The following is a 17258-nucleotide window of genomic DNA, read 5'->3' on the forward strand; positions in this document are numbered from 1 at the left end:
CAACGCGCATAAAGAGGAACCACCATGTCTCTCGGCTCATTCATCAAGAAGCAGTTTCTCGACGTCCTGCAATGGAACGAGGAAGGCGAAGGCGTGCTGGCCTGGCGCCATCCGATGGAGGATTACGAAATCCAGAACGGCGCCACCCTGGTCGTGCGCGAGTCGCAGGTCGCCGTGTTCGTGGACGAGGGCCGCGTGGCCGACGTGTTCGGCCCGGGCACGCACCGCCTCACCACCTCGACCCTGCCGGTGCTGACCAACCTGAAGAACTGGGACAAGCTGTTCGCCTCCCCTTTCAAGTCGGATGTGTACTTCTTCTCTACGCGGGTGCAGACCGGCCGCAAGTGGGGCACGCCGCAGCCGGTGACGATCCGCGACAAGGATTTCGACATGATCCGCGTGCGCGCCTTCGGCATGTACTCTTACCGCATCGCCGACCCGCGCCTGTTCTTCACCGAGATCAGCGGCACCCGAGCCGTCTACACCCGCGAGGAAGTCGAAGACCAGCTGCGCGGCCTGATGCTGGCCACCATGGCCAACTCGCTGGGCGCCTCGAAAATCGCCTTCCTCGACATGGCCGCCAACCAGACCCTGATGGCGCAGCAGATCCGCGGCGACCTGGCCAGTGCCTTTGGCCGCTACGGCATCGGGCTGGACGAATTCAATGTCGCCAGCGTCAGCCTGCCGGAAGAACTGCAGGCGGCGCTGGACGAGCGCATCTCGGCCGGCATGAAGGCCAGCCTGGGCGCCGACAAGATGGGCGGCTTCACCCAGTTCCAGGTGGCCAGCAGCATCCCGCTGGCGGCCCAGAACGAAGGCGGCATCGCCGGCATCGGCGCCGGCGCCGGCGCGGGCATCGCCATCGGCCAGGCCATGGCCCAGGGCATGCAGGGGGCATTCGCCCCGCCCCAGCCGGCTGCCGTCCCGGCGGCCGCCGAATCGATCGAAGACCGCCTCGCCAAGCTCAAGGGCCTGCTGGACAAGGGCCTGATTTCGCAGGGCGACTACGACAGCACCAAGGCCGAGCTGCTCAAGAAACTGATCGGCTGATGCAGACCGTTTCCTGTCCTTCCTGCGGCGCACCGGTCAGCTATCGCTCGCACGCCTCGGTCCTGGCGGTGTGCGAGTACTGCCGCGCGACCGTCGTGAAGGAGCTCGATGCGGTGCGCGACCTCGGCAAGATGTCCGAGGTGCTGGAAGACTATTCGCGCATCCAGGTCGGCACGGCCGGCGTGCACGGCGGGCGCGGTTTCACGGTCGTGGGCCGCATCCAGCTGCGCTATGACGCCGGCATGTGGAACGAGTGGTATGTGCTGTTCGACGACGGCCTTGACGGGTGGTTGGGGGACGCCTCCGGCCAGTACGTGATGACCACGAAGCGCGAGCTCGGAACCGGCTGGCCCGCGTTCGAGGCTGTCCGGGTCACGCACCAGTATGACGTTGGCTTCGGCCCTTACGTGGCTTCCGACAAGCGCGTGGCCAGGTGCACCGGCGGCCAGGGCGAGCTGCCCTTCCGCGTCGGGCAAGGCTGGGAAGCGCGCGTGGCCGACTTCCGGCGCGGCCCGAGCTTCGCCACGCTCGACTATTCCGACGGCACGCCTCCGCTGCTCTATGCCGGCACCGCGGTGACGCTGGAAGAGATGAAGTGCCAGCTGCTGCGCGACGACGAGCAGATCAAGGCAAGCGCCGGCAAGGTCCGCGGCAAGGTCGACGTGCTGCAGTGCCGCTCCTGCGGCACCTCGATCCGCTACCTGCCGGGCCTGGCGGCCAACTGCGTCTGCCCGGCCTGCTCGACCCGCATGGATGCGTCCTCGCCCCAGGTCGAGGTGCTGCTCAAGGGCGAGGAGCACGAGCGCGTCCAGTTCACCCTCGCGCTCGGCTCTGTCGCGAAGATCGGCGCCCAGACCTACCACGTGCTGGGCGCGATGCGGCGCCAGGACGACGAAGGCGAAACCTGGGAAGAATACCTGCTGTACTCGACCCAGGGCCCCTTCTTCTGGCTGGTGGAGAGCAGCGAAGGCTGGTTCCGCTCGCAGGTACTGGACGACTGGCCGGCGCCGGCGCTGCCCGCCATGCCCGCCGTGCAGCTCGACGGCGTGGAGTACAAGCGCACCTGGGTCTACCAGGCGCGGGTGCTGTACGCCGCGGGCGCCTTCAACTGGCGCGTCAAGGCGGGCGACACCGTGCAGGTCGCCGAGTACGAACACGGCCAGAACGGGCTGGCGGCCGAGCACACGCCCGATGAGCTGACCTGGTCGCGTTCTTCGCCGGTGGCGGAAGACCAGGTGCGCGCCTGGTTCGGCCTGGCGAAGCCGGCGGCGAAAGCGGCAGCCGGCAAGAGCCTGACGAATTCGGACATCGCCTGGCGCGCCCTGCTCTGGATCCTGGGCCTGAATTTCATCCCGCTCCTCTTCAATTTCACCGCGACGATTTTCCTGCTTGCGGCCGGCCTCGTGGCGCTGTTCCTGCCGATGCTGCTGGCGCCCGAGAAGAAGAAATCCTGACCTCCATCGCATGAACCGCAACTTCCTCCTTTACGCCATCGTCGTCACCCTGGTCACCACCATCGTCTGCTGGGTCAGCATGGCGTCGAGCAGCCGTACGGGCGGCGGCAACAGCTGGCGCAGCCACAGCTATGGCAGCGGCAGCGGCAGCTATTCCGGCGGTGGCCACAAGTGAGCACGCCGCACCGCCCTGCCGGCATCCATCTGCTGGCCGACCTGGCCGGCATCGATGGGCATCTGTTGACGGATGCGCAGGCGATCGACGCCCTGCTGCGCGAAGCCGCGCTGGCCGCCGGCGCGCGCATCCTGCACAGCCACTTCCACACCTTCGGACCGGGCATGGGCGTGACCGGCGTGCTGCTGCTGGCCGAATCGCACATTTCGATCCACACCTGGCCCGAGCATGGCTTTGCCGCGGCCGACATCTTCATGTGCGGAGAATCGCAACCGCAGCGCGCGCTCGCGGTCATCGACGCGGCCTTCAGGCCGAACACGCGCTCGGTCCAGACCATCGCGCGCGGACAGCTATAATCCGGGACTTGTCCAGACAACCCAGCAGGAACAGAATGACGCAAGCTGCTTCCCCTTCTAGCGCGCTGCCGAAGGCGCTCGGCCACATCCGCGTGCTCGACCTGTCGCGCGTGCTCGCCGGCCCGTGGTGCTCGCAAAACCTGGCCGACCTCGGCGCTGACGTGATCAAGATCGAACGTCCCGGCAACGGCGACGATACCCGCGCCTGGGGCCCGCCCTACGCCAAGGATGCCGAAGGTCGCGACACCAGCGAGGCTGCGTACTACCTGGCGGCCAACCGCGGCAAGCGCTCGGTGACGGTGGACATCGCCAGCAGCGAAGGCCAGGCCTTGCTGCAGGCGCTGGTGAAGCATTGCGACGTGGTGCTGGAGAACTTCAAGGTCGGCCACCTCAAGCGCTACGGCCTCGACTACGACACCCTGAAGGCCATCAAGCCCGACCTGGTCTACTGCTCGATCACCGGTTTCGGCCAGGACGGCCCCTACGCCCACCGGGCCGGCTACGATTTCCTGATCCAGGGCATGGGCGGCCTGATGTCGGTCACCGGCGAACGCGACGACCTGCCGGGAGGCGGCCCGCAGAAGGCCGGCGTGGCCCTGACCGACCTGATGACCGGCATGTACGCGACGGTGGCCGTGCTGGCCGCCCTGACCCACCGCGACCGCAGCGGCGAAGGCCAGCATATCGACATGGCCCTGCTCGACACCCAGGTGGCGATGCTGGCCAACATGGGCAGCAACTATCTCAACAGCGGCAAGCCGCCCAAGCGCTGGGGCAATGCGCACGCCAACATCGTGCCCTACCAGACCTTCGCCTGCCTGGATGGCCACATCATCGTCGCCACCGGCAACGACGGGCAGTACCAGAAGTTCGTCGAAGCGGGCGGCCGTCCCGAGCTGGGGAGCGACCCGCGCTTCGCCACCAATCCGCTGCGCGTGCAGAACCGCGACCTTCTGGTGCCCATCCTGGCCGAGATGGTAGAGGAAAAGCGCCGCGACGAATGGATCGCCCTGCTGGAAGCGGTCGGCGTGCCTTGCGGGCCGATCAACGACATTGGCGAGGTGTTTGCCAACGAGCAGGTGCAGGCGCGCGAAGTCGCGATCGAACTGCCGCACCCGACCGCGGGCACGGTGAAACTGGTGAGGAATCCGATCCGGATGTCGGCCACGCCCGCGACCAGCGACAAGGCCCCGCCCCTGCTGGGCCAGCACACCATTGAAGTGCTCCACGACGTGCTGGGCCTCGGCGAGGCGGAGATTGCCGCATTGCGCGGCAAAGGGGTGGTCTGATTAATGCAGCTGGTGCTTGAGGTCCGACAGGACGTCATGCACCCGCGTCACCACCGAGGCGACCTGGGGCGAAGGCTGGGCGCTACGGCACATCCGCTTGGCTTCGTCGCCCATCTCTTCCAGCCGGTCGATGCATTGCACCATCTGCATCTGGTCGTTCGATTGCATCACACGCTGGGCTTCCGGCATTTCGTGGGCGATCTTCTGGATGCAGTCGCGGATTTCGCTAGGCGCCCCCTGGTCGTTCCGGGTGACTTCTTCGGCCTGGTTGATCGTCTGCTGGATCTGGCTGAAGCGTTGTTGGATTTCGGCAGCTTGCAACATGATGACCTCCTGAAAGTAAGGCGGTGAACCGCTCGGATCAATCACTTTAGTCCTCCCAGCAGGGATATCAAGCACGCATTTCTGCCGTGCGCGTGTCAATGCCAGTGCGACCGGCGCCGGGCGAAATACGGTAGAGTCATGCCATCCGCCCACCCCGTTGACTTCTCATGCCCAGCCCATTGCATCAGCTGCTATTCGCAGTCCTCCTGCTTGCCGGTCCGGCACACGCCGCGCCTGACGCCCAGGACATCCGCATCGCCCCGCCAAGCTGGGCCGTCAGCAAGCCTGCGGGCGCGGCGGCCTACGCTCCTCCCATCAGCCCGCTACCCAACTGGTACGAGGTGCGCGGGGGCGCCTGGCAGGTGCCGCTGGAGGCCGTGCAAGAGGTACGGGCCCTGGTCGAAGCCCGGATCGGCGCCAATAAGCTGTTTGGCGACAAGGCTCGCGCGGCCACATACGCCATCCAGTTCCGCGGCGAGTCCAGGGACGGCAGGCGTATTGTCCGGCTGGCCGGCGCCTGCAAAGTCCACGACACGCCCCGGTGGCAGTTGTCGGAGACCTTCTTCAACGTGAGCGATGGCGGCGAATGCTATTTCGATGCCGAATACGATCCTCTGGAAAAGCGTCTCAGCCGTTTTGACTATCACGGCTACGCGTAGGCTCGACCCGTATCATGGCGAACGGACGGCAGCCACCGGCGCCAGCCGCCGCAGCCGCAGCGCAATCAGCATCCCGACGCCGAGCAGCCCACTGAGCACGGCCACCACGCCCGCCCAGCCCCTGTGTTCCCACACGTAGCCGGTGAACCAGCCGACCACGCTCGAGCCGAGGTAGTAGCAGAACAGGTAGATGCCCGAAGCCAGCGCCTGCGGCGGCCGGGCGCGCCGCCCGACCCAGCTGCTGGCCACCGAATGCGAGGCGAAGAAGCCGAAGGTCGCAAGGCCAGTGCCGAGCACGATGGCGACGACCGAATCGTGCAGCGTCACCAGGAGGCCCGCGATCATCACCCCCATGAACAGCCACAGCACGTTGCGCCGTCCCAGCCGGTCGGCCAGCTTGCCGGCCCACATCGAGCTGAACATACCGAGCAGGTAGAGCAGCGACACCGCGCCCACCGCGCTCTGGCTCAGGCCGAACGGTGGCCCAAGCAATCGGTAGCTGATGTAGTTGTACAGGCTGACAAAACAGCCCATCAGCAGGAAGGGCAGCACGAACAGCCAGGGCAGGCCTTCGTCCGCCAGGTGGGTGCGCAGGCCGTCGAGAAAGCCCGGCCCCCTCGCCCGCTTCGCTTCGCCATGGCGCGAAGGCGGCAGGCTGCGCGAGAACTCCCACGCAGCGTACAGCCCGGCCGCGCCCAGCAGCCCGATCGCGAAGCGCCATGAGACGAAGTCGCTGATGACCGAGGACAGCACCCGTCCGCTCATGCCCCCGAAGGCGCTGCCGCTGATGTACATGCCCATCGACAGGCCGAGCGAGCTCCCTTCGATCTCGTCGCTGAGGTAGGCCATCGCCACCGCCGGCAGGCCGCCCAGCACCAGGCCGAGCAGCATGCGCACGCCGACCAGCTGGGTGTAGTCGAGCGCGAAGGCAGAAAGGATGGTGAGCAGCGCGCCGCCGACCATCGAGGCGACCATCAGTTGCTTGCGGCCGATGCGCTCGGCCACGCTGCCCGACAGCAGCAGCGCCACCGCCAGCGTGGCGGTGGACACCGACAAGGCCAGGCTCGATTGGGCGGGCGTGAGGGAAAAGTCCTGCGCCAGCAGCGGCATCAGCGGCTGGACGCAGTAGAGCAACGCGAAGACGGAGAAACCGCCGAAGGCCATGGCGCGGTTGATGCGGCGGAAAGCGGGACTTCCCGCCGCGATCGGACTGCGCGCCGCTGCCACAACGAGTCCGTTACGGCAAGTCCGGATCGAGTTCGGACCCGGCGTAGTTTTCCAGCTCCGTGAAGAGCTGCTTCATGGTGGCCTTGGTCTTGATGTGCTGCAGCACCGTGCAGTGCTCGCGGTAGGTGCCGATGCGCTCGGCGATGATGGGCTGATGTTGCGCCGGGACCTGCGCCATCAGCGCGGCCCAGCCGGCTTCGAAGTCCGGATCGTTCTTGCGCACCGACTTCACCAGGCGCTCGAACTCCTTCTGCCCGGTGCGCGCCGTGATGCGCCCGCCGCCCTCGACCGCGAAGATGATGGCGAGCGCGATCACGCCTTCGGCGTTCAGGTCCGGGTCGTTGATCGGGCCTTCGTAATGGTGGCGGCGGATCCACTGGGCCGCGCGCACGATCGCCTGCACGCCCTGGCGCTGCTTCAGCTGGCCGATGTAGCGCTCGTAGCCGGTCCAGCTCTCGCCCGGGTCGGCCGTGCACAGGTCGACGAACAGCTCCTTCAGGCGGCGCTGGGAATAGATCGGGTCGACGTCGTACTCGCCGACCAGGCTGTCCTCGGGCAGCGCAGACAAGTCCTTGACGAGGCGGAAGCCCTGCTGGAACACCAGTTCCGCGCCCTCCTCGATCAGGATGTCGAGCGCGTCGAGGTCGTCGTCGCTGTCACACAGGTGCTCGAGGCCGAGCGAGACCCCGCCCACGGTGAGCAGCAGCGCGCGCTGGATGCCCTCGGCGGTGCGGTCGTTGGTGAACTTCTCGGCCACCATGGCGGTGATACCGGCCAGCTCCTCCGCCAGCAGGGAGGCCTCGTCCGGCGTGGCTTCAAGGGGCAGCAGCTTGATCGCACGCACCAGGCGCGGCGGCTTCTCGATGACGATTGCAGGCAGCATCGTTCCTGGCGCTCCGCTCACGAGAAGATGTCCGTGCCCATGCTGCGGCGGGTACCGCGCCGCGGCATGCTGCGCACCGACGGCACCTGCTTGCGCAGGCGGTACAGCAGTTCACGCGTCGTGCGCTGCATGAAGGGCGATTCCTCGTCCGGGTCGTCCGGCAGCTCGACGTCGGCCATCTCGGCGCTGTGGCGGAATTCCGGGAACAGTTCGAGCAGCGAACGCTCCCAGCCGTCCTCGCTGGCCTTGGCCAGGTCGACCGCCAGCGGCGCGATGTCGCTGTCGCCGCTGGTCTGGGCGGTGACGTAGCGGCCCTTCGACAGGATTTCGCCGGCGAGCTCGAGGATTTCCTTCGGGGCCAGCGACCACAGGATCGCAAACACGGTGGCGCCGTGGTCGGTGGCGGAGGCTTCCTGCAGCAGTTCAATGCGGCGGTCTTCGTCGTCGTTCGCGTAGACGATGCCGTGCACGTGGTTGAACAGGTTCTCGGCGATGCGCTCCGGATCGTCCTCGATCAGGTTGTCCGGCCAGGTGGCGGCGATGTAGGCCAGGCTCTCGGCCCAGGCCCTGGGCGGCACCAGCATGGTGGCCAACGAGGTCTTGGCGCCGTCGAAGCCCGACAGGTGCAGCGCGGTGACCTGGGGCGGCAGCGTCGACAGCACTTCGACCACGGCATAGTCGCCGTGCTCGTCGGCCGCCTGCGAGAACGCCTCTTCGGCGTGCTCGAGCGAGCCAGCCAGCACCAGTTCGCTGACCTGCCTGGTCAGCGCCGGCAAATTGGCTTTGTTTTCGTCGCTCATTCGCGCTCTCCGTCCGCATCGAACAGCTGGGTGAAATCGTCGGTGGCAGCCGTGTCGTCCATGTCGTTGTCGTCGCCTTCGTCGCCTTCCCCGAGGCGGGAGAAGTCGCGGTCCTCGTCTTCCCAGCGGCCCTGGTTCTTGTAGAGGAAGGCCGTGATGATGGCCTGGCGCGCCAGCTCCGGATAATTGGCCGTCATCGCCTCATACATGGCGCGGCCCTGTTCACCTTCGCACTCGGCCATCGCGAACACGCGCGCCGGGTCGTCGCCTTCGTAGTCGGCGGCTTCGCGCAGCAATCCTTTCGGATCCTTGAACCTGATGCAATCAACGAGCGCGAAGGCCATCAGGTTGACGTCGTCCAGGCCCGATCCGCTCGCGTATTCCGAGACCAGGGCGCCGACCATCATGTCGTAATTCTTCTTGTTGGGCGGGTCGCCCAGCGTGCCCTCGATCTGTCCGTCCAGTTCGCGCGACTGGAACGAGAATTCGGGATGTACGTTTTTCATTGTGTGTCCTGTTGATTCATTGCTGTAGATTCACGCCGTTCAGCGCGAACAGCGAGCGCCACAGCTCGAAGGCTTCAGCCTCGGCATCGAGCACGATGCGGTGGTTGACGCTCTGGTTGTATTCGGCACGCTTGACCGGATCCGACAGTATTTCATAAGCCTTGGTGACGGCCTTGAAGCGCGCTTCGGCGCCCGGCGCCTGGTTGCGGTCCGGGTGGTAACGCATCGCGAGCGAGCGATAGACCTTCTTGATCTCGTCGTCGCCGGCGTTCGGGGCGACGCCGAGGATCGCGTATAAATTTTCCAACTGGAATTCTCCCGGGAATGGGCCACGGTCTGGGCCATAAAGCTGAGGCCGCAAAACGGCAAGGACGAGATTATCCTATAGAAAACGACAAGTTGGCGAGAGCGGGTCTCAGCGGCGGTGGGGCTGGACCGGCGGCGCCAGGTGTGCCGCTTGCGAACGACGCTGCGGCAGCGGTGGCAGCGGTGGCAGCGGCATGCCGGCCAGGGCCAGCAACCAGGCGCGGACCAGTTCCGGATGGGTGGCGAGGGTTTTCATGGTGGAACCTTGCGAATGGACGGAATTACCCCAAGTATGTATCTGCCAAACGGGACGTACCGTGCGCTTCACCACATACTGGAGTGAGAGGCTGCTGCGTTACGGTAAAATGTCCGGAATAACCTATCCCATCTCTTTTTCATGAGCATTGATAAGAACACCCCGACGGCGGCGGGCAATCCCCCCTCGTCCAATTTCCTGCGCGCCATTATCGAAAACGACTTGGCAGCAGGCACGCACAAGCGTGAGGGCATGCCGCCCGTGATCACCCGTTTCCCGCCGGAGCCGAACGGCTACCTGCACGTGGGCCATGCCAAGTCGATCTGCCTGAACTTCGGTCTGGCGCGCGACTACAACGGACGCTGCCACCTGCGCTTCGACGACACCAATCCGGAGAAGGAAGACCAGGAATACGTCGACACCATCATGGATTCCGTGAAGTGGCTCGGCTTTACCTGGGAACAGGGCGACGGCGAATACCTGCATTACGCGAGCGACTATTTCGACAAGCTGTACGAGATGGCGGAATACCTGATCCGCGAAGGCAAGGCCTACGTCGACAGCCAGAGCCCCGAAGAGATGGCGAAGAACCGCGGCAACTTCAGCACGCCGGGCACCAACTCGCCCTATCGCAACCGTCCGGTGGAAGAATCGCTGCAACTCTTCCGCGACATGAAGGCCGGCAAGTACAAGGACGGCGAGCACATCCTGCGCGCCAAGATGTCGGAAGACGCCATGTCCTCGCCGAACATGACCAACCGCGATCCGGCGCTGTACCGCATCCGCCATGCGCACCACCACCGCACGGGCGACGCCTGGTGCATCTACCCGATGTACGACTACACGCACCCGATCTCGGACGCGCTGGAAAACATCACCCATTCGATCTGCACGCTCGAGTTCCAGGACCACCGCCCGATGTACGACTGGCTGGTGGACACCCTGGCCGACGGCGGCTTCTTCCCGCGCCCGGTGCCGCGCCAGTACGAGATGGCGCGCCTGAACCTGACCTACGTCGTCACCTCCAAACGCAAGCTGCGTCAGCTGGTGGATGAAGGTGTGGTGACCGGCTGGGACGACCCGCGCATGCCGACCATCGTCGGCCTGCGCCGCCGCGGCTATACGCCGGAATCGATCCAGCTGTTCTGCGAGCGCATCGGCGTCTCCAAGGCCGACGGCTGGATCGACATGAGCACGCTGGAAGGCGCGCTGCGCGACGACCTCGACCCGAAGGCGCCGCGCGCCATCGCCGTGCTGCGTCCGTTGAAACTCATCGTCGACAACTTCCCGGAAGGCGAATCGGTCGAGTGCTCTTCGCCGGTCCACCCGCACCATCCGGAGATGGGCGTGCGCAGCTTCCCGTTCACCCGCGAGCTGTGGATCGAGCAGGAAGACTTCATGGAAACCCCGACCAAGGGCTACCACCGCTTCACCCCGCCCGTGGGCGAGCAGCCGGGTTCGCGCGTGCGCCTGAAGTACGGCTTCGTGGTCGAGTGCACCGGTTTCGACAAGGACGCGGACGGCAAGGTCACGGCCGTGCACGTGAAGTACTTCGAGGATTCGAAGTCGGGCACGCCGGGCGCGGACAACTACAAGGTCAAGGGCAACATCACCTGGGTCAGCGCGGCTACTGCGCTGGAGGCCGAGGTGCGCCTATACGACCGCCTGTTCACCGAGCCGCAGCCGGATGCCGGCGGCAAGGACTTCAAGGCCGCGCTCAATCCGAACGCGCTCGAGACCGTGACCGCCTACCTGGAGCCGGGCATGAAGGACGCGGTGGCCGACCAGCGCTTCCAGTTCGAGCGCCACGGCTATTTTGTGGCGGACCGCGTGGATTCGCAGCCAGGCAAGCCGGTGTTCAACCGCGTGACGACGCTGAAGGACAGCTGGGGGAAGTAATTCCTCTTACGCCGTACTACTCAGGCTATCGTTTCTGCGTTTTGCAGGTATTCGAGGGGGAGCAATGCTAGGCGGCATTGCTCCCCCGAATTTCTTGTTCTTGACCGAGAACGTTTCCATCTCGTCTACATCGTTGCATATTTGCTATACCTATTCAAGCTGATAGGTTCTTCGTTCCGTAAAGAGGCTTAGCGTAGGCATGTATGTCGCATTATCGCGACGCATTCACCTAGTAAGCGAGATTACGGATCATGCTCCCCCGCAGCTCCTCCAACCATCATGTCGTCATGCCGACGGCGATGCTGACAGGGGCATTGCTGTCCGTGGCGGTCGGCGCTGCCCTCTACCTGGCGACCGCCAAGGCGATCGAAACCGATGCCCAGACGCGTTTTCGCGGCATGGCGCGCACCGCCCAGTTCGCGATCGAGGCGCGCATCAAGAGTTATACCGACGTCCTGCGCGGCACGGCCGGACTGTTTCGCGCCAGTTCCACGGTCGGGGCCGACGAATTCCGCCACTACGTCGAGCAGCTCGACACGCCACGCAACTTCCCGGGCATCGAGGTCATCAATTTTGCACGCAGCGTCGGCCCGGCTGAGTTGCCGGCAGTGGACGCGGACGTACGCCGCCGCCTGCGCCAGCACGGCATGCCCGAGCCTGCCACGAAGCTGGAAGCTCAGCCCGGCCGCGACAGCTACACCATCCTCCTCTACATGGAACCGGCCACCCCGCAAACGCTCGACAAGCTCGGCCTGGACCTGGAAGCACGCAGTTACATCCGCCATACGGCGGCAGAGTCGCGCGACAACAACACCATCGCGGCCTCCGGTTTCCGCGTCAGGATAGGCCCCGGTCCGATCCAGAACGCGCTCGCGATGCGCTTGCCGGTGTACCGCAGCGACATGCCGATCGATACCGTCATCCAGCGCCGCGCCGCCTACATCGGCTCCGTCGGCATCGGTTTCGGCGTCAACAGGATGGTCGACGGCGTGCTCGAGGGATTCCCGCTCGACGGGGTGCGACTGGTACTCACAGACCTCGACGATATTCCGCAGGAGCCGGGCGAGAACCGGCGCAACGGTATCCTGTATGACAGCAATCAGGCGACGAAAGTCCCGCAGCAGCCGGTCTCCGACGAAGCCGGCCTGCTGCGTGCCAGCCTGCCGATCGCATTCAACCAGCGCCATTGGCTCGCCGATTTCAGTATCGAGAAATCAGCGCTGTACACGCGCTTCGACCTGTTCTATCCCTGGCTGGCCGCCCTGGCCGGCACGCTCAGCACCGCCCTGCTCTACGCGCTGTTCCAGACCATGGCCTCGTCGCGCCGCAGCGCCCTGCGCATGGCCGAAGACATGACGCGCGAGCTGCGCGCCAGCCAGGCCAAGCTGCAGGCCACCAACGAGAAGCTGCGCCAGCTGGCCGCGCATGCGGAGCAGATCAAGGAAGGCGAGCGCAAGCGCATCGCGCGCGAGATCCACGACGAGCTCGCGCAGAACCTGCTGGCCCTGAAAATCGAAGCCGAGATCCTTGCCAACCGCACGCGCGACCGCCATGGTCGCCTGTACGAACGCGCCAGCGCGACCGTACGCCAGATCGACCTGACCATCCGCAGCGTACGCCAGATCATCAACGACCTGCGGCCGAACGTGCTCGACCTCGGCCTGAACGCGGCGGTGGACTGGCAGGTGGCCGACTTCTCGCGCCGCACCGGCATCGAATGCGAACTGGTCGAGGACGAAACCGAGCACCACCTCGACGACGGTTGCGCCACTGCCTTCTTCCGCATCCTGCAGGAGTCGCTCAACAACGTGGCGCGGCACGCGCGCGCGACCAAGGTGCGGATCGACCTGCACCAGCACGCCGACATGCTGACCATGACGATCCGCGACAATGGCATCGGCATGCAGCCGGGCAGCCGCAACCGCAACGGATCCTTCGGGCTGGTGGGCATCGAAGAGCGCGTCAATATCCTGGGCGGCAGCTTCTCGATCAGCAGCGGCCCGGATACCGGCACCACCATCGTCGTCACCATTCCCGTAGGCGGGCATCCATCCGAACCACCCGCTGCTCCAACCTACGACAGCGATGCCGCGCTGCCGGCCATCGCCTGAGCATGGAGCGGATGCGTGCCCATGTTGTCTCGTTTCAGCACAGCAGTTACTCGGTTGACAGAACTCAACACTAAGCCTGACCGGTCGCAGGACAATTGTTATCACTGCCATCGGTCAAGACGTAGTTCCTGACTTCCGATTAACCGCGTCACATTCTTTGAGGAGGATTCGCTGACGTACCGCTCCAACACTAGGGATAGAAAAAGAATGCCTTAACAAACGGATCTACAATAAAAGGTGATAACTATGTCGACCAACGAATTCGCAGCATTTGAAGCACTTGATCTTGCCCCGATCAAAATGAAACTGATGCATGTGGAATCCGGCGAAGGCTGGTCCGCCCTGCGGGCAGATGCAGTGGAAACGGAATACCGCCGCTTCCTGTTCCTGATGAAGAAATACCCTGACGCGGAGGCTTCGCCGACCGTCGACGTCGACATTTTCTGGCACTACCACATCCTTGACACAATGAAGTACGCCCGCGACTGCGAAGCCTTGTTCGGCTACTTCCTGCACCACTATCCGTACGTCGGCATCGGTGCGGATGCGAACGACGGCGACCAGGCCGCCGCAGGCGACCGCATGCGTGCGATCTACGAAACCGAATTCGGCGCCCGACCAGCCGCCAACGCTGCGTTCGCATTCTGCTCCGCGCCTGGCAAGCAATTCGACGCCGCGAATACCGCATCCGCATTCTGTTCGGCCCCAGGCAAGCCGCGCGAAACCGCCAACGGCGCGTACGCATTTTGCTCTGCGCCGGGCAAGCCACTCGACGCCGCGAATGCCGCATACGCATTCTGTTCGGCCCCGGGCAAGCCGCGCGAAACCGCCAACGCCGCGCATGCATTCTGCTCCGCGCCGGGCAAGCAGCTCGACGCCGTGAATGCCGCATATGCATTCTGTTCGGCCCCGCGCAAGCCACGCGAAGCCGCAGGCGCCGCATACGCCTTTTGCTCCGCGCCGGGAAAGCCGTCGCAGGCGCAGCCTGATGCCGCACCGGGCAAGGAGCTGGCGCACGCCGCCTGATTCTCCTTCCCTCGAACGGCCGGCCGGACGACGCTTGCGTCCCGCCGGCCGTTTTTCATTCAGGCCGCCAGCGCCTGCCCCACTCCCTGCGGCCTGGTCATCAACTCGCGCAGTTCCCGGATGCTGAACTCGCTCTCTTCATGCATGCGCAGCAGCAGCGTGGCGCCGATCGGCAGCGTGTTGTGGCGAATCTTGCTGATCACCGGCGGCGCCACTTCGAGCACACGCGACAAGGCTGCGTCGTTCTTCAGGCGGAGCCTGGCGATGATGGCGTCAAGGAGCCGGTTGGGGTCGTATTCCGCGCCGGGCGGAAGGCGTCTGATGGGCATGGTTTCTTTCAGGATTGTTAAATATTTGTCACTTTGCGTGATCTATCGCGAATTCTTTGCACACACGTCCGATATGGCATCGTTTGTATGGCATTTTTCGCCTGGGGAGAAATGATACACATTAGGAAAGCCATTTGCACAAGGGTGCTGCCCTTGTTGAAGGCATCCTCGGGTGGCAAGCGCGTGCGCGTGCCTCCGGCCAGGCCGGAAGCGTCGGTGGACAGGGAGATTGCCGCCCCAGACGCAGGGCGGCGGAAGGATTTACTTCTTCTTGCCGGGGGCGGCCTTCCCGGCCAGGCCGCTGGCCTGGTACAGGGTTCTGGCGTCGGCGTGCGCACGCTCGACGGTGCGCATCTCGGGCTTGTCGTCGTGGGCGACGAAAAATTCCTTGTCCTGCGCGTTGACGACGATCTTGATCGCGGCGGCGTCCGCGATCCCGTATTTTTCGACGATCAGGGTGGTTACTTCGTCGAGGTATTCTTCATAGGTCATGCTGGTTCTCCTTGGGTGCCCGATTGTACGGGAGCCGCGGCAAGTTGCGCCAGCGCCGCCGGCACGTCCGGATGGCGCAGCCGCACGCGCAGCTCGCGCTTCAGGCGCGTATTGTCCAGGCGGCGCGATTCGGACATGAAGGAGAGCAGCGTTGGCGTGACCGCCGCCTGCAGCTCGGCGCGCGGCAGGCGCGGCGGACGCGCCAGGCCAAAGGCATCGGCCACGGCGTCGAAATACTCGCCCATCTTCATGCGCGTGTCGTCCACCGCGTGCACCACCCGGCCCGCGCCGCGCGCGCGAAACAGCGCAAGCAGGACGATGCGCGCCAGGTCGTCGGCATGGATGTGGTTGGTGTACACGTCGTCTTCCGGCCGCAGGGCCGGGGTGCCCTGCTCCAGCCGCTTGAGCGGGAGCCGACCGGCGGCATAGATGCCGGGCACGCGCAGGATGGACAGCTGCGTGCCGCCCGCCAGCGCCCAGGCGCGCAGCACCCGCTCGGCATCGACGCGCCGCTGCGCACGGGCATTGCGCGGCGCCACCGGACGCGTCTCGTGCACCAGCTCGCCGCCGCAGTCGCCATATACGCCGCTGGTGCTCACATACACCAGGCGCGCCGCCTTGCCCAGCGCCGCCACCAGGTGGCGGGTGCGGCGGTCCAAGGCGCCCTCGGGCTGGGGTGGCGCCAGATGCACGACCCGGTCGGCCAGTCCGCGCAGGCGGCCCAGGGTATGGGGCTGGTCCAGGTCGGCGACGATGGGCACCGCGCCCGCGGCCCGCAGTTCGACGCAGCGCTCGCGCTGGCTGGTCAGGGCGAACACCCGGAAGCGCCCGCCGAGCAGGGGCAGCAGGCGCATGCCGACGTCGCCGCAGCCAACGATGAGCAGGCGCGGACGGAGGAAAGCGGAAGGCTGGGTCATGGCGATGGTGCGGATTCGGAAGCCCGTCACTCTAGCACAGCGCCGTCCTGGCGTTTCACGGCCCCGCTGGCCCCGGTGTAGAATACCGGCCATTCACTATCGGCACCCAGACCCTGCATGACTTTCCAGATCACCGTCCAGCCCAGCGGCCACCAGTTCACCTGCGAAGCCGACGAAACCGTCCTCTCCGCCGCCATCCGTGCCGGCATCGGCCTGCCCTATGGCTGCAAGAACGGCGCCTGCGGTTCCTGCAAGGGCAAGGTCCTCGATGGTGAGCTGACCCACAAGCCGCACCAGCAGCGCGCCCTGAGCGACATCGAAAAGACCCAGGGCATGTCGCTGTTCTGCTGCGCGGTGCCGCAGCAGGACCTGGTCATCGAAGCGCGCGAAGTCGGCGGCAGCTCGGAGTACCCGGTGCGCAAGATGCCGACCCGTATCGCGGGTATCAAGCGGGCCGCGCCGGACGTCGCCATCGTCACGCTGCAGCTGCCGGCCAACGAAGCGCTGGCCTACCGCGCCGGCCAATACATCGAATTCCTGCTCAAGGACGGCAAGCGCCGCGCCTACAGCATCGCCTGCGCGCCTTCGTTCAGCGGCCCGCTCGAGCTGCACATCCGGCACCTGGCAGGCGGCCTGTTCACCGACCACGTGTTCGGCGCCATGAAGGAGCGCGACATCCTGCGCTTCGAAGGCCCGCTCGGCACCTTCTTCCTGCGCGAAGAATCCGACAAGCCGATCGTGCTGCTGGCTTCCGGCACCGGCTTCGCGCCCGTCAAGGCGCTGGTCGAGCACCTGATGCACCTGAAGTCGACGCGTCCCGTGCGCCTGTACTGGGGCGGCCGCCGTCCCCAGGACCTGTACATGGACGAGCTGTGCCGCGCATGGGAAACCACGCTGCCGGACTTCCAGTACGTCCCGGTGATCTCGGACGCGCTGCCGGAAGACGCCTGGCAGGGCCGCACCGGCTACGTGCACGCGGCCGTGATGCAGGACCTCCCGGACCTCTCCGGCCACCAGGTCTATGCCTGCGGCGCGCCGATCATGGTGGAATCGGCGCGGCGCGACTACGTGGCGCAGTGCGGACTGCCGGAAGACGAGTTCTTCGCCGACGCCTTCACCAGCGAGGCGGACCTGGCGCAAGCCTAAGGCACGGCAGGGCCGCAATTCGGGCACAATGCGAGGCTAACGAGCCCAAGCAT

At 65.6% G+C, this 17258-nt stretch carries 20 protein-coding genes; 10 read left to right on the forward strand and 10 right to left on the reverse strand.

The features are described 5' to 3' along the window. Positions 1-24: 24 nt before the first annotated feature. Genes YWC_RS0119045 through YWC_RS0119065 form a run of 5 tightly spaced genes read left to right on the forward strand, consistent with a single transcriptional unit; the run spans position 25 to position 4324 of the window. A complete protein-coding gene (locus YWC_RS0119045; RefSeq protein WP_027866815.1) occupies positions 25-1050 on the forward strand; it encodes an SPFH domain-containing protein in 1026 nt (341 codons plus the stop codon). Then, entirely contained in the window at positions 1050-2504 is a 1455-nt protein-coding gene (locus YWC_RS0119050) for a DUF4178 domain-containing protein (RefSeq protein ID WP_027866816.1), read from the forward strand. Before YWC_RS0119045 ends, YWC_RS0119050 begins: the two co-directional genes overlap by 1 nt. 10 nt (positions 2505-2514) lie before the next feature. Then, positions 2515-2679 (forward strand): hypothetical protein, encoded by a 165-nt coding sequence (locus YWC_RS32935; RefSeq protein WP_156923803.1) that lies wholly within the window; start codon positions 2515-2517, stop codon positions 2677-2679. Beyond that, on the forward strand, positions 2676-3035 hold the full coding sequence (gene speD, locus YWC_RS0119060; RefSeq protein WP_027866817.1) for an adenosylmethionine decarboxylase: 360 nt from the start codon (positions 2676-2678) through the stop codon (positions 3033-3035). Before YWC_RS32935 ends, speD begins: the two co-directional genes overlap by 4 nt. Positions 3036-3070: 35 nt before the next feature. Beyond that, positions 3071-4324, forward strand: coding sequence for a CaiB/BaiF CoA transferase family protein (locus YWC_RS0119065; protein WP_051306575.1), 1254 nt, complete (start codon positions 3071-3073; stop codon positions 4322-4324). On the opposite strand, the gene YWC_RS0119070 is transcribed toward YWC_RS0119065, so the two are convergent. Then, positions 4325-4648: a hypothetical protein gene (locus YWC_RS0119070; RefSeq protein ID WP_027866819.1), complete on the reverse strand. Its 324-nt coding sequence runs from the start codon at positions 4646-4648 to the stop codon at positions 4325-4327. Positions 4649-4815: 167 nt separating this feature from the next. Here YWC_RS0119070 and YWC_RS0119075 point away from each other — a divergent pair, with 167 nt between their 5' ends. Beyond that, a complete protein-coding gene (locus YWC_RS0119075) occupies positions 4816-5307 on the forward strand; it encodes a hypothetical protein (protein WP_027866820.1) in 492 nt (163 codons plus the stop codon). Positions 5308-5319: 12 nt separating this feature from the next. Here YWC_RS0119075 and YWC_RS0119080 read toward each other — a convergent pair whose 3' ends face one another. From YWC_RS0119080 to YWC_RS32940, 6 genes are all read right to left on the reverse strand, one after another. Further along, a complete protein-coding gene (locus tag YWC_RS0119080; RefSeq protein WP_027866821.1) occupies positions 5320-6534 on the reverse strand; it encodes an MFS transporter in 1215 nt (404 codons plus the stop codon). Between the two features lie 10 nt (positions 6535-6544). Then, the gene (locus YWC_RS0119085) at positions 6545-7417 is read right to left on the reverse strand and encodes a hypothetical protein (RefSeq protein ID WP_027866822.1); all 873 of its coding nucleotides are present in this window, start codon (positions 7415-7417) and stop codon (positions 6545-6547) included. 17 nt (positions 7418-7434) lie between these two features. Beyond that, positions 7435-8217 carry a hypothetical protein gene (locus YWC_RS0119090; RefSeq protein ID WP_027866823.1) on the reverse strand — a complete coding sequence of 261 codons (783 nt, stop codon included), beginning with the start codon at positions 8215-8217 and terminating at the stop codon, positions 7435-7437. Continuing rightward, positions 8214-8723: a hypothetical protein gene (locus YWC_RS0119095; protein WP_027866824.1), complete on the reverse strand. Its 510-nt coding sequence runs from the start codon at positions 8721-8723 to the stop codon at positions 8214-8216. The genes YWC_RS0119090 and YWC_RS0119095 overlap by 4 nt, the downstream gene beginning before the upstream one ends. A gap of 16 nt (positions 8724-8739) precedes the next feature. After that, positions 8740-9030: a DnaJ domain-containing protein gene (locus tag YWC_RS0119100; protein ID WP_027866825.1), complete on the reverse strand. Its 291-nt coding sequence runs from the start codon at positions 9028-9030 to the stop codon at positions 8740-8742. A gap of 108 nt (positions 9031-9138) precedes the next feature. Next, positions 9139-9285: a hypothetical protein gene (locus YWC_RS32940; protein WP_156923805.1), complete on the reverse strand. Its 147-nt coding sequence runs from the start codon at positions 9283-9285 to the stop codon at positions 9139-9141. A 141-nt stretch (positions 9286-9426) separates the two neighbouring features. Between YWC_RS32940 and YWC_RS0119110 the strand changes: the two genes are divergently transcribed. The 3 genes from YWC_RS0119110 to YWC_RS30035 all read left to right on the forward strand — a co-directional run bounded on the left by YWC_RS0119110 (position 9427) and on the right by YWC_RS30035 (position 14321). After that, entirely contained in the window at positions 9427-11184 is a 1758-nt protein-coding gene (locus tag YWC_RS0119110) for a glutamine--tRNA ligase/YqeY domain fusion protein (protein WP_027866826.1), read from the forward strand. Positions 11185-11471: 287 nt separating this feature from the next. Next, a complete protein-coding gene (locus YWC_RS0119115; protein WP_027866827.1) occupies positions 11472-13295 on the forward strand; it encodes a sensor histidine kinase in 1824 nt (607 codons plus the stop codon). A gap of 246 nt (positions 13296-13541) precedes the next feature. Continuing rightward, positions 13542-14321 (forward strand): glycine-rich domain-containing protein, encoded by a 780-nt coding sequence (locus tag YWC_RS30035; protein WP_084416491.1) that lies wholly within the window; start codon positions 13542-13544, stop codon positions 14319-14321. 59 nt (positions 14322-14380) lie between these two features. On the opposite strand, the gene YWC_RS30040 is transcribed toward YWC_RS30035, so the two are convergent. The 3 genes from YWC_RS30040 to YWC_RS30045 form a co-directional block, all read right to left on the reverse strand. Further along, positions 14381-14650: a hypothetical protein gene (locus YWC_RS30040; protein WP_051306577.1), complete on the reverse strand. Its 270-nt coding sequence runs from the start codon at positions 14648-14650 to the stop codon at positions 14381-14383. 261 nt (positions 14651-14911) lie between these two features. Further along, positions 14912-15142 carry a hypothetical protein gene (locus YWC_RS0119130; RefSeq protein ID WP_027866828.1) on the reverse strand — a complete coding sequence of 77 codons (231 nt, stop codon included), beginning with the start codon at positions 15140-15142 and terminating at the stop codon, positions 14912-14914. Continuing rightward, entirely contained in the window at positions 15139-16059 is a 921-nt protein-coding gene (locus YWC_RS30045; protein WP_051306579.1) for an SDR family oxidoreductase, read from the reverse strand. Before YWC_RS30045 ends, YWC_RS0119130 begins: the two co-directional genes overlap by 4 nt. Before the next feature lie 117 nt (positions 16060-16176). Between YWC_RS30045 and YWC_RS0119145 the strand changes: the two genes are divergently transcribed. Next, on the forward strand, positions 16177-17205 hold the full coding sequence (locus YWC_RS0119145; RefSeq protein ID WP_027866829.1) for a CDP-6-deoxy-delta-3,4-glucoseen reductase: 1029 nt from the start codon (positions 16177-16179) through the stop codon (positions 17203-17205). Positions 17206-17258: the final 53 nt, after the last annotated feature.

It is taken from the genome of Massilia alkalitolerans DSM 17462 (genome assembly GCF_000427785.1).
Lineage (GTDB): Bacteria > Pseudomonadota > Gammaproteobacteria > Burkholderiales > Burkholderiaceae_D > Telluria > Telluria alkalitolerans.

Coding starts and splice junctions, on each gene's coding strand:
- YWC_RS32940 (WP_156923805.1), bottom strand. CDS start 9,285: ATGAAAACCCTCGCCACCCATCCGGAACTGGTCCGCGCCTGGTTGCTG.
- YWC_RS30035 (WP_084416491.1), top strand. CDS start 13,542: ATGTCGACCAACGAATTCGCAGCATTTGAAGCACTTGATCTTGCCCCG.
- YWC_RS0119075 (WP_027866820.1), top strand. CDS start 4,816: ATGCCCAGCCCATTGCATCAGCTGCTATTCGCAGTCCTCCTGCTTGCC.
- YWC_RS30045 (WP_051306579.1), bottom strand. CDS start 16,059: ATGACCCAGCCTTCCGCTTTCCTCCGTCCGCGCCTGCTCATCGTTGGC.
- YWC_RS0119065 (WP_051306575.1), top strand. CDS start 3,071: ATGACGCAAGCTGCTTCCCCTTCTAGCGCGCTGCCGAAGGCGCTCGGC.
- YWC_RS0119050 (WP_027866816.1), top strand. CDS start 1,050: ATGCAGACCGTTTCCTGTCCTTCCTGCGGCGCACCGGTCAGCTATCGC.
- YWC_RS30040 (WP_051306577.1), bottom strand. CDS start 14,650: ATGCCCATCAGACGCCTTCCGCCCGGCGCGGAATACGACCCCAACCGG.
- YWC_RS0119045 (WP_027866815.1), top strand. CDS start 25: ATGTCTCTCGGCTCATTCATCAAGAAGCAGTTTCTCGACGTCCTGCAA.
- YWC_RS0119145 (WP_027866829.1), top strand. CDS start 16,177: ATGACTTTCCAGATCACCGTCCAGCCCAGCGGCCACCAGTTCACCTGC.
- YWC_RS0119130 (WP_027866828.1), bottom strand. CDS start 15,142: ATGACCTATGAAGAATACCTCGACGAAGTAACCACCCTGATCGTCGAA.
- YWC_RS32935 (WP_156923803.1), top strand. CDS start 2,515: ATGAACCGCAACTTCCTCCTTTACGCCATCGTCGTCACCCTGGTCACC.
- YWC_RS0119085 (WP_027866822.1), bottom strand. CDS start 7,417: ATGCTGCCTGCAATCGTCATCGAGAAGCCGCCGCGCCTGGTGCGTGCG.
- YWC_RS0119095 (WP_027866824.1), bottom strand. CDS start 8,723: ATGAAAAACGTACATCCCGAATTCTCGTTCCAGTCGCGCGAACTGGAC.
- YWC_RS0119090 (WP_027866823.1), bottom strand. CDS start 8,217: ATGAGCGACGAAAACAAAGCCAATTTGCCGGCGCTGACCAGGCAGGTC.
- YWC_RS0119115 (WP_027866827.1), top strand. CDS start 11,472: ATGCCGACGGCGATGCTGACAGGGGCATTGCTGTCCGTGGCGGTCGGC.
- YWC_RS0119070 (WP_027866819.1), bottom strand. CDS start 4,648: ATGTTGCAAGCTGCCGAAATCCAACAACGCTTCAGCCAGATCCAGCAG.
- YWC_RS0119110 (WP_027866826.1), top strand. CDS start 9,427: ATGAGCATTGATAAGAACACCCCGACGGCGGCGGGCAATCCCCCCTCG.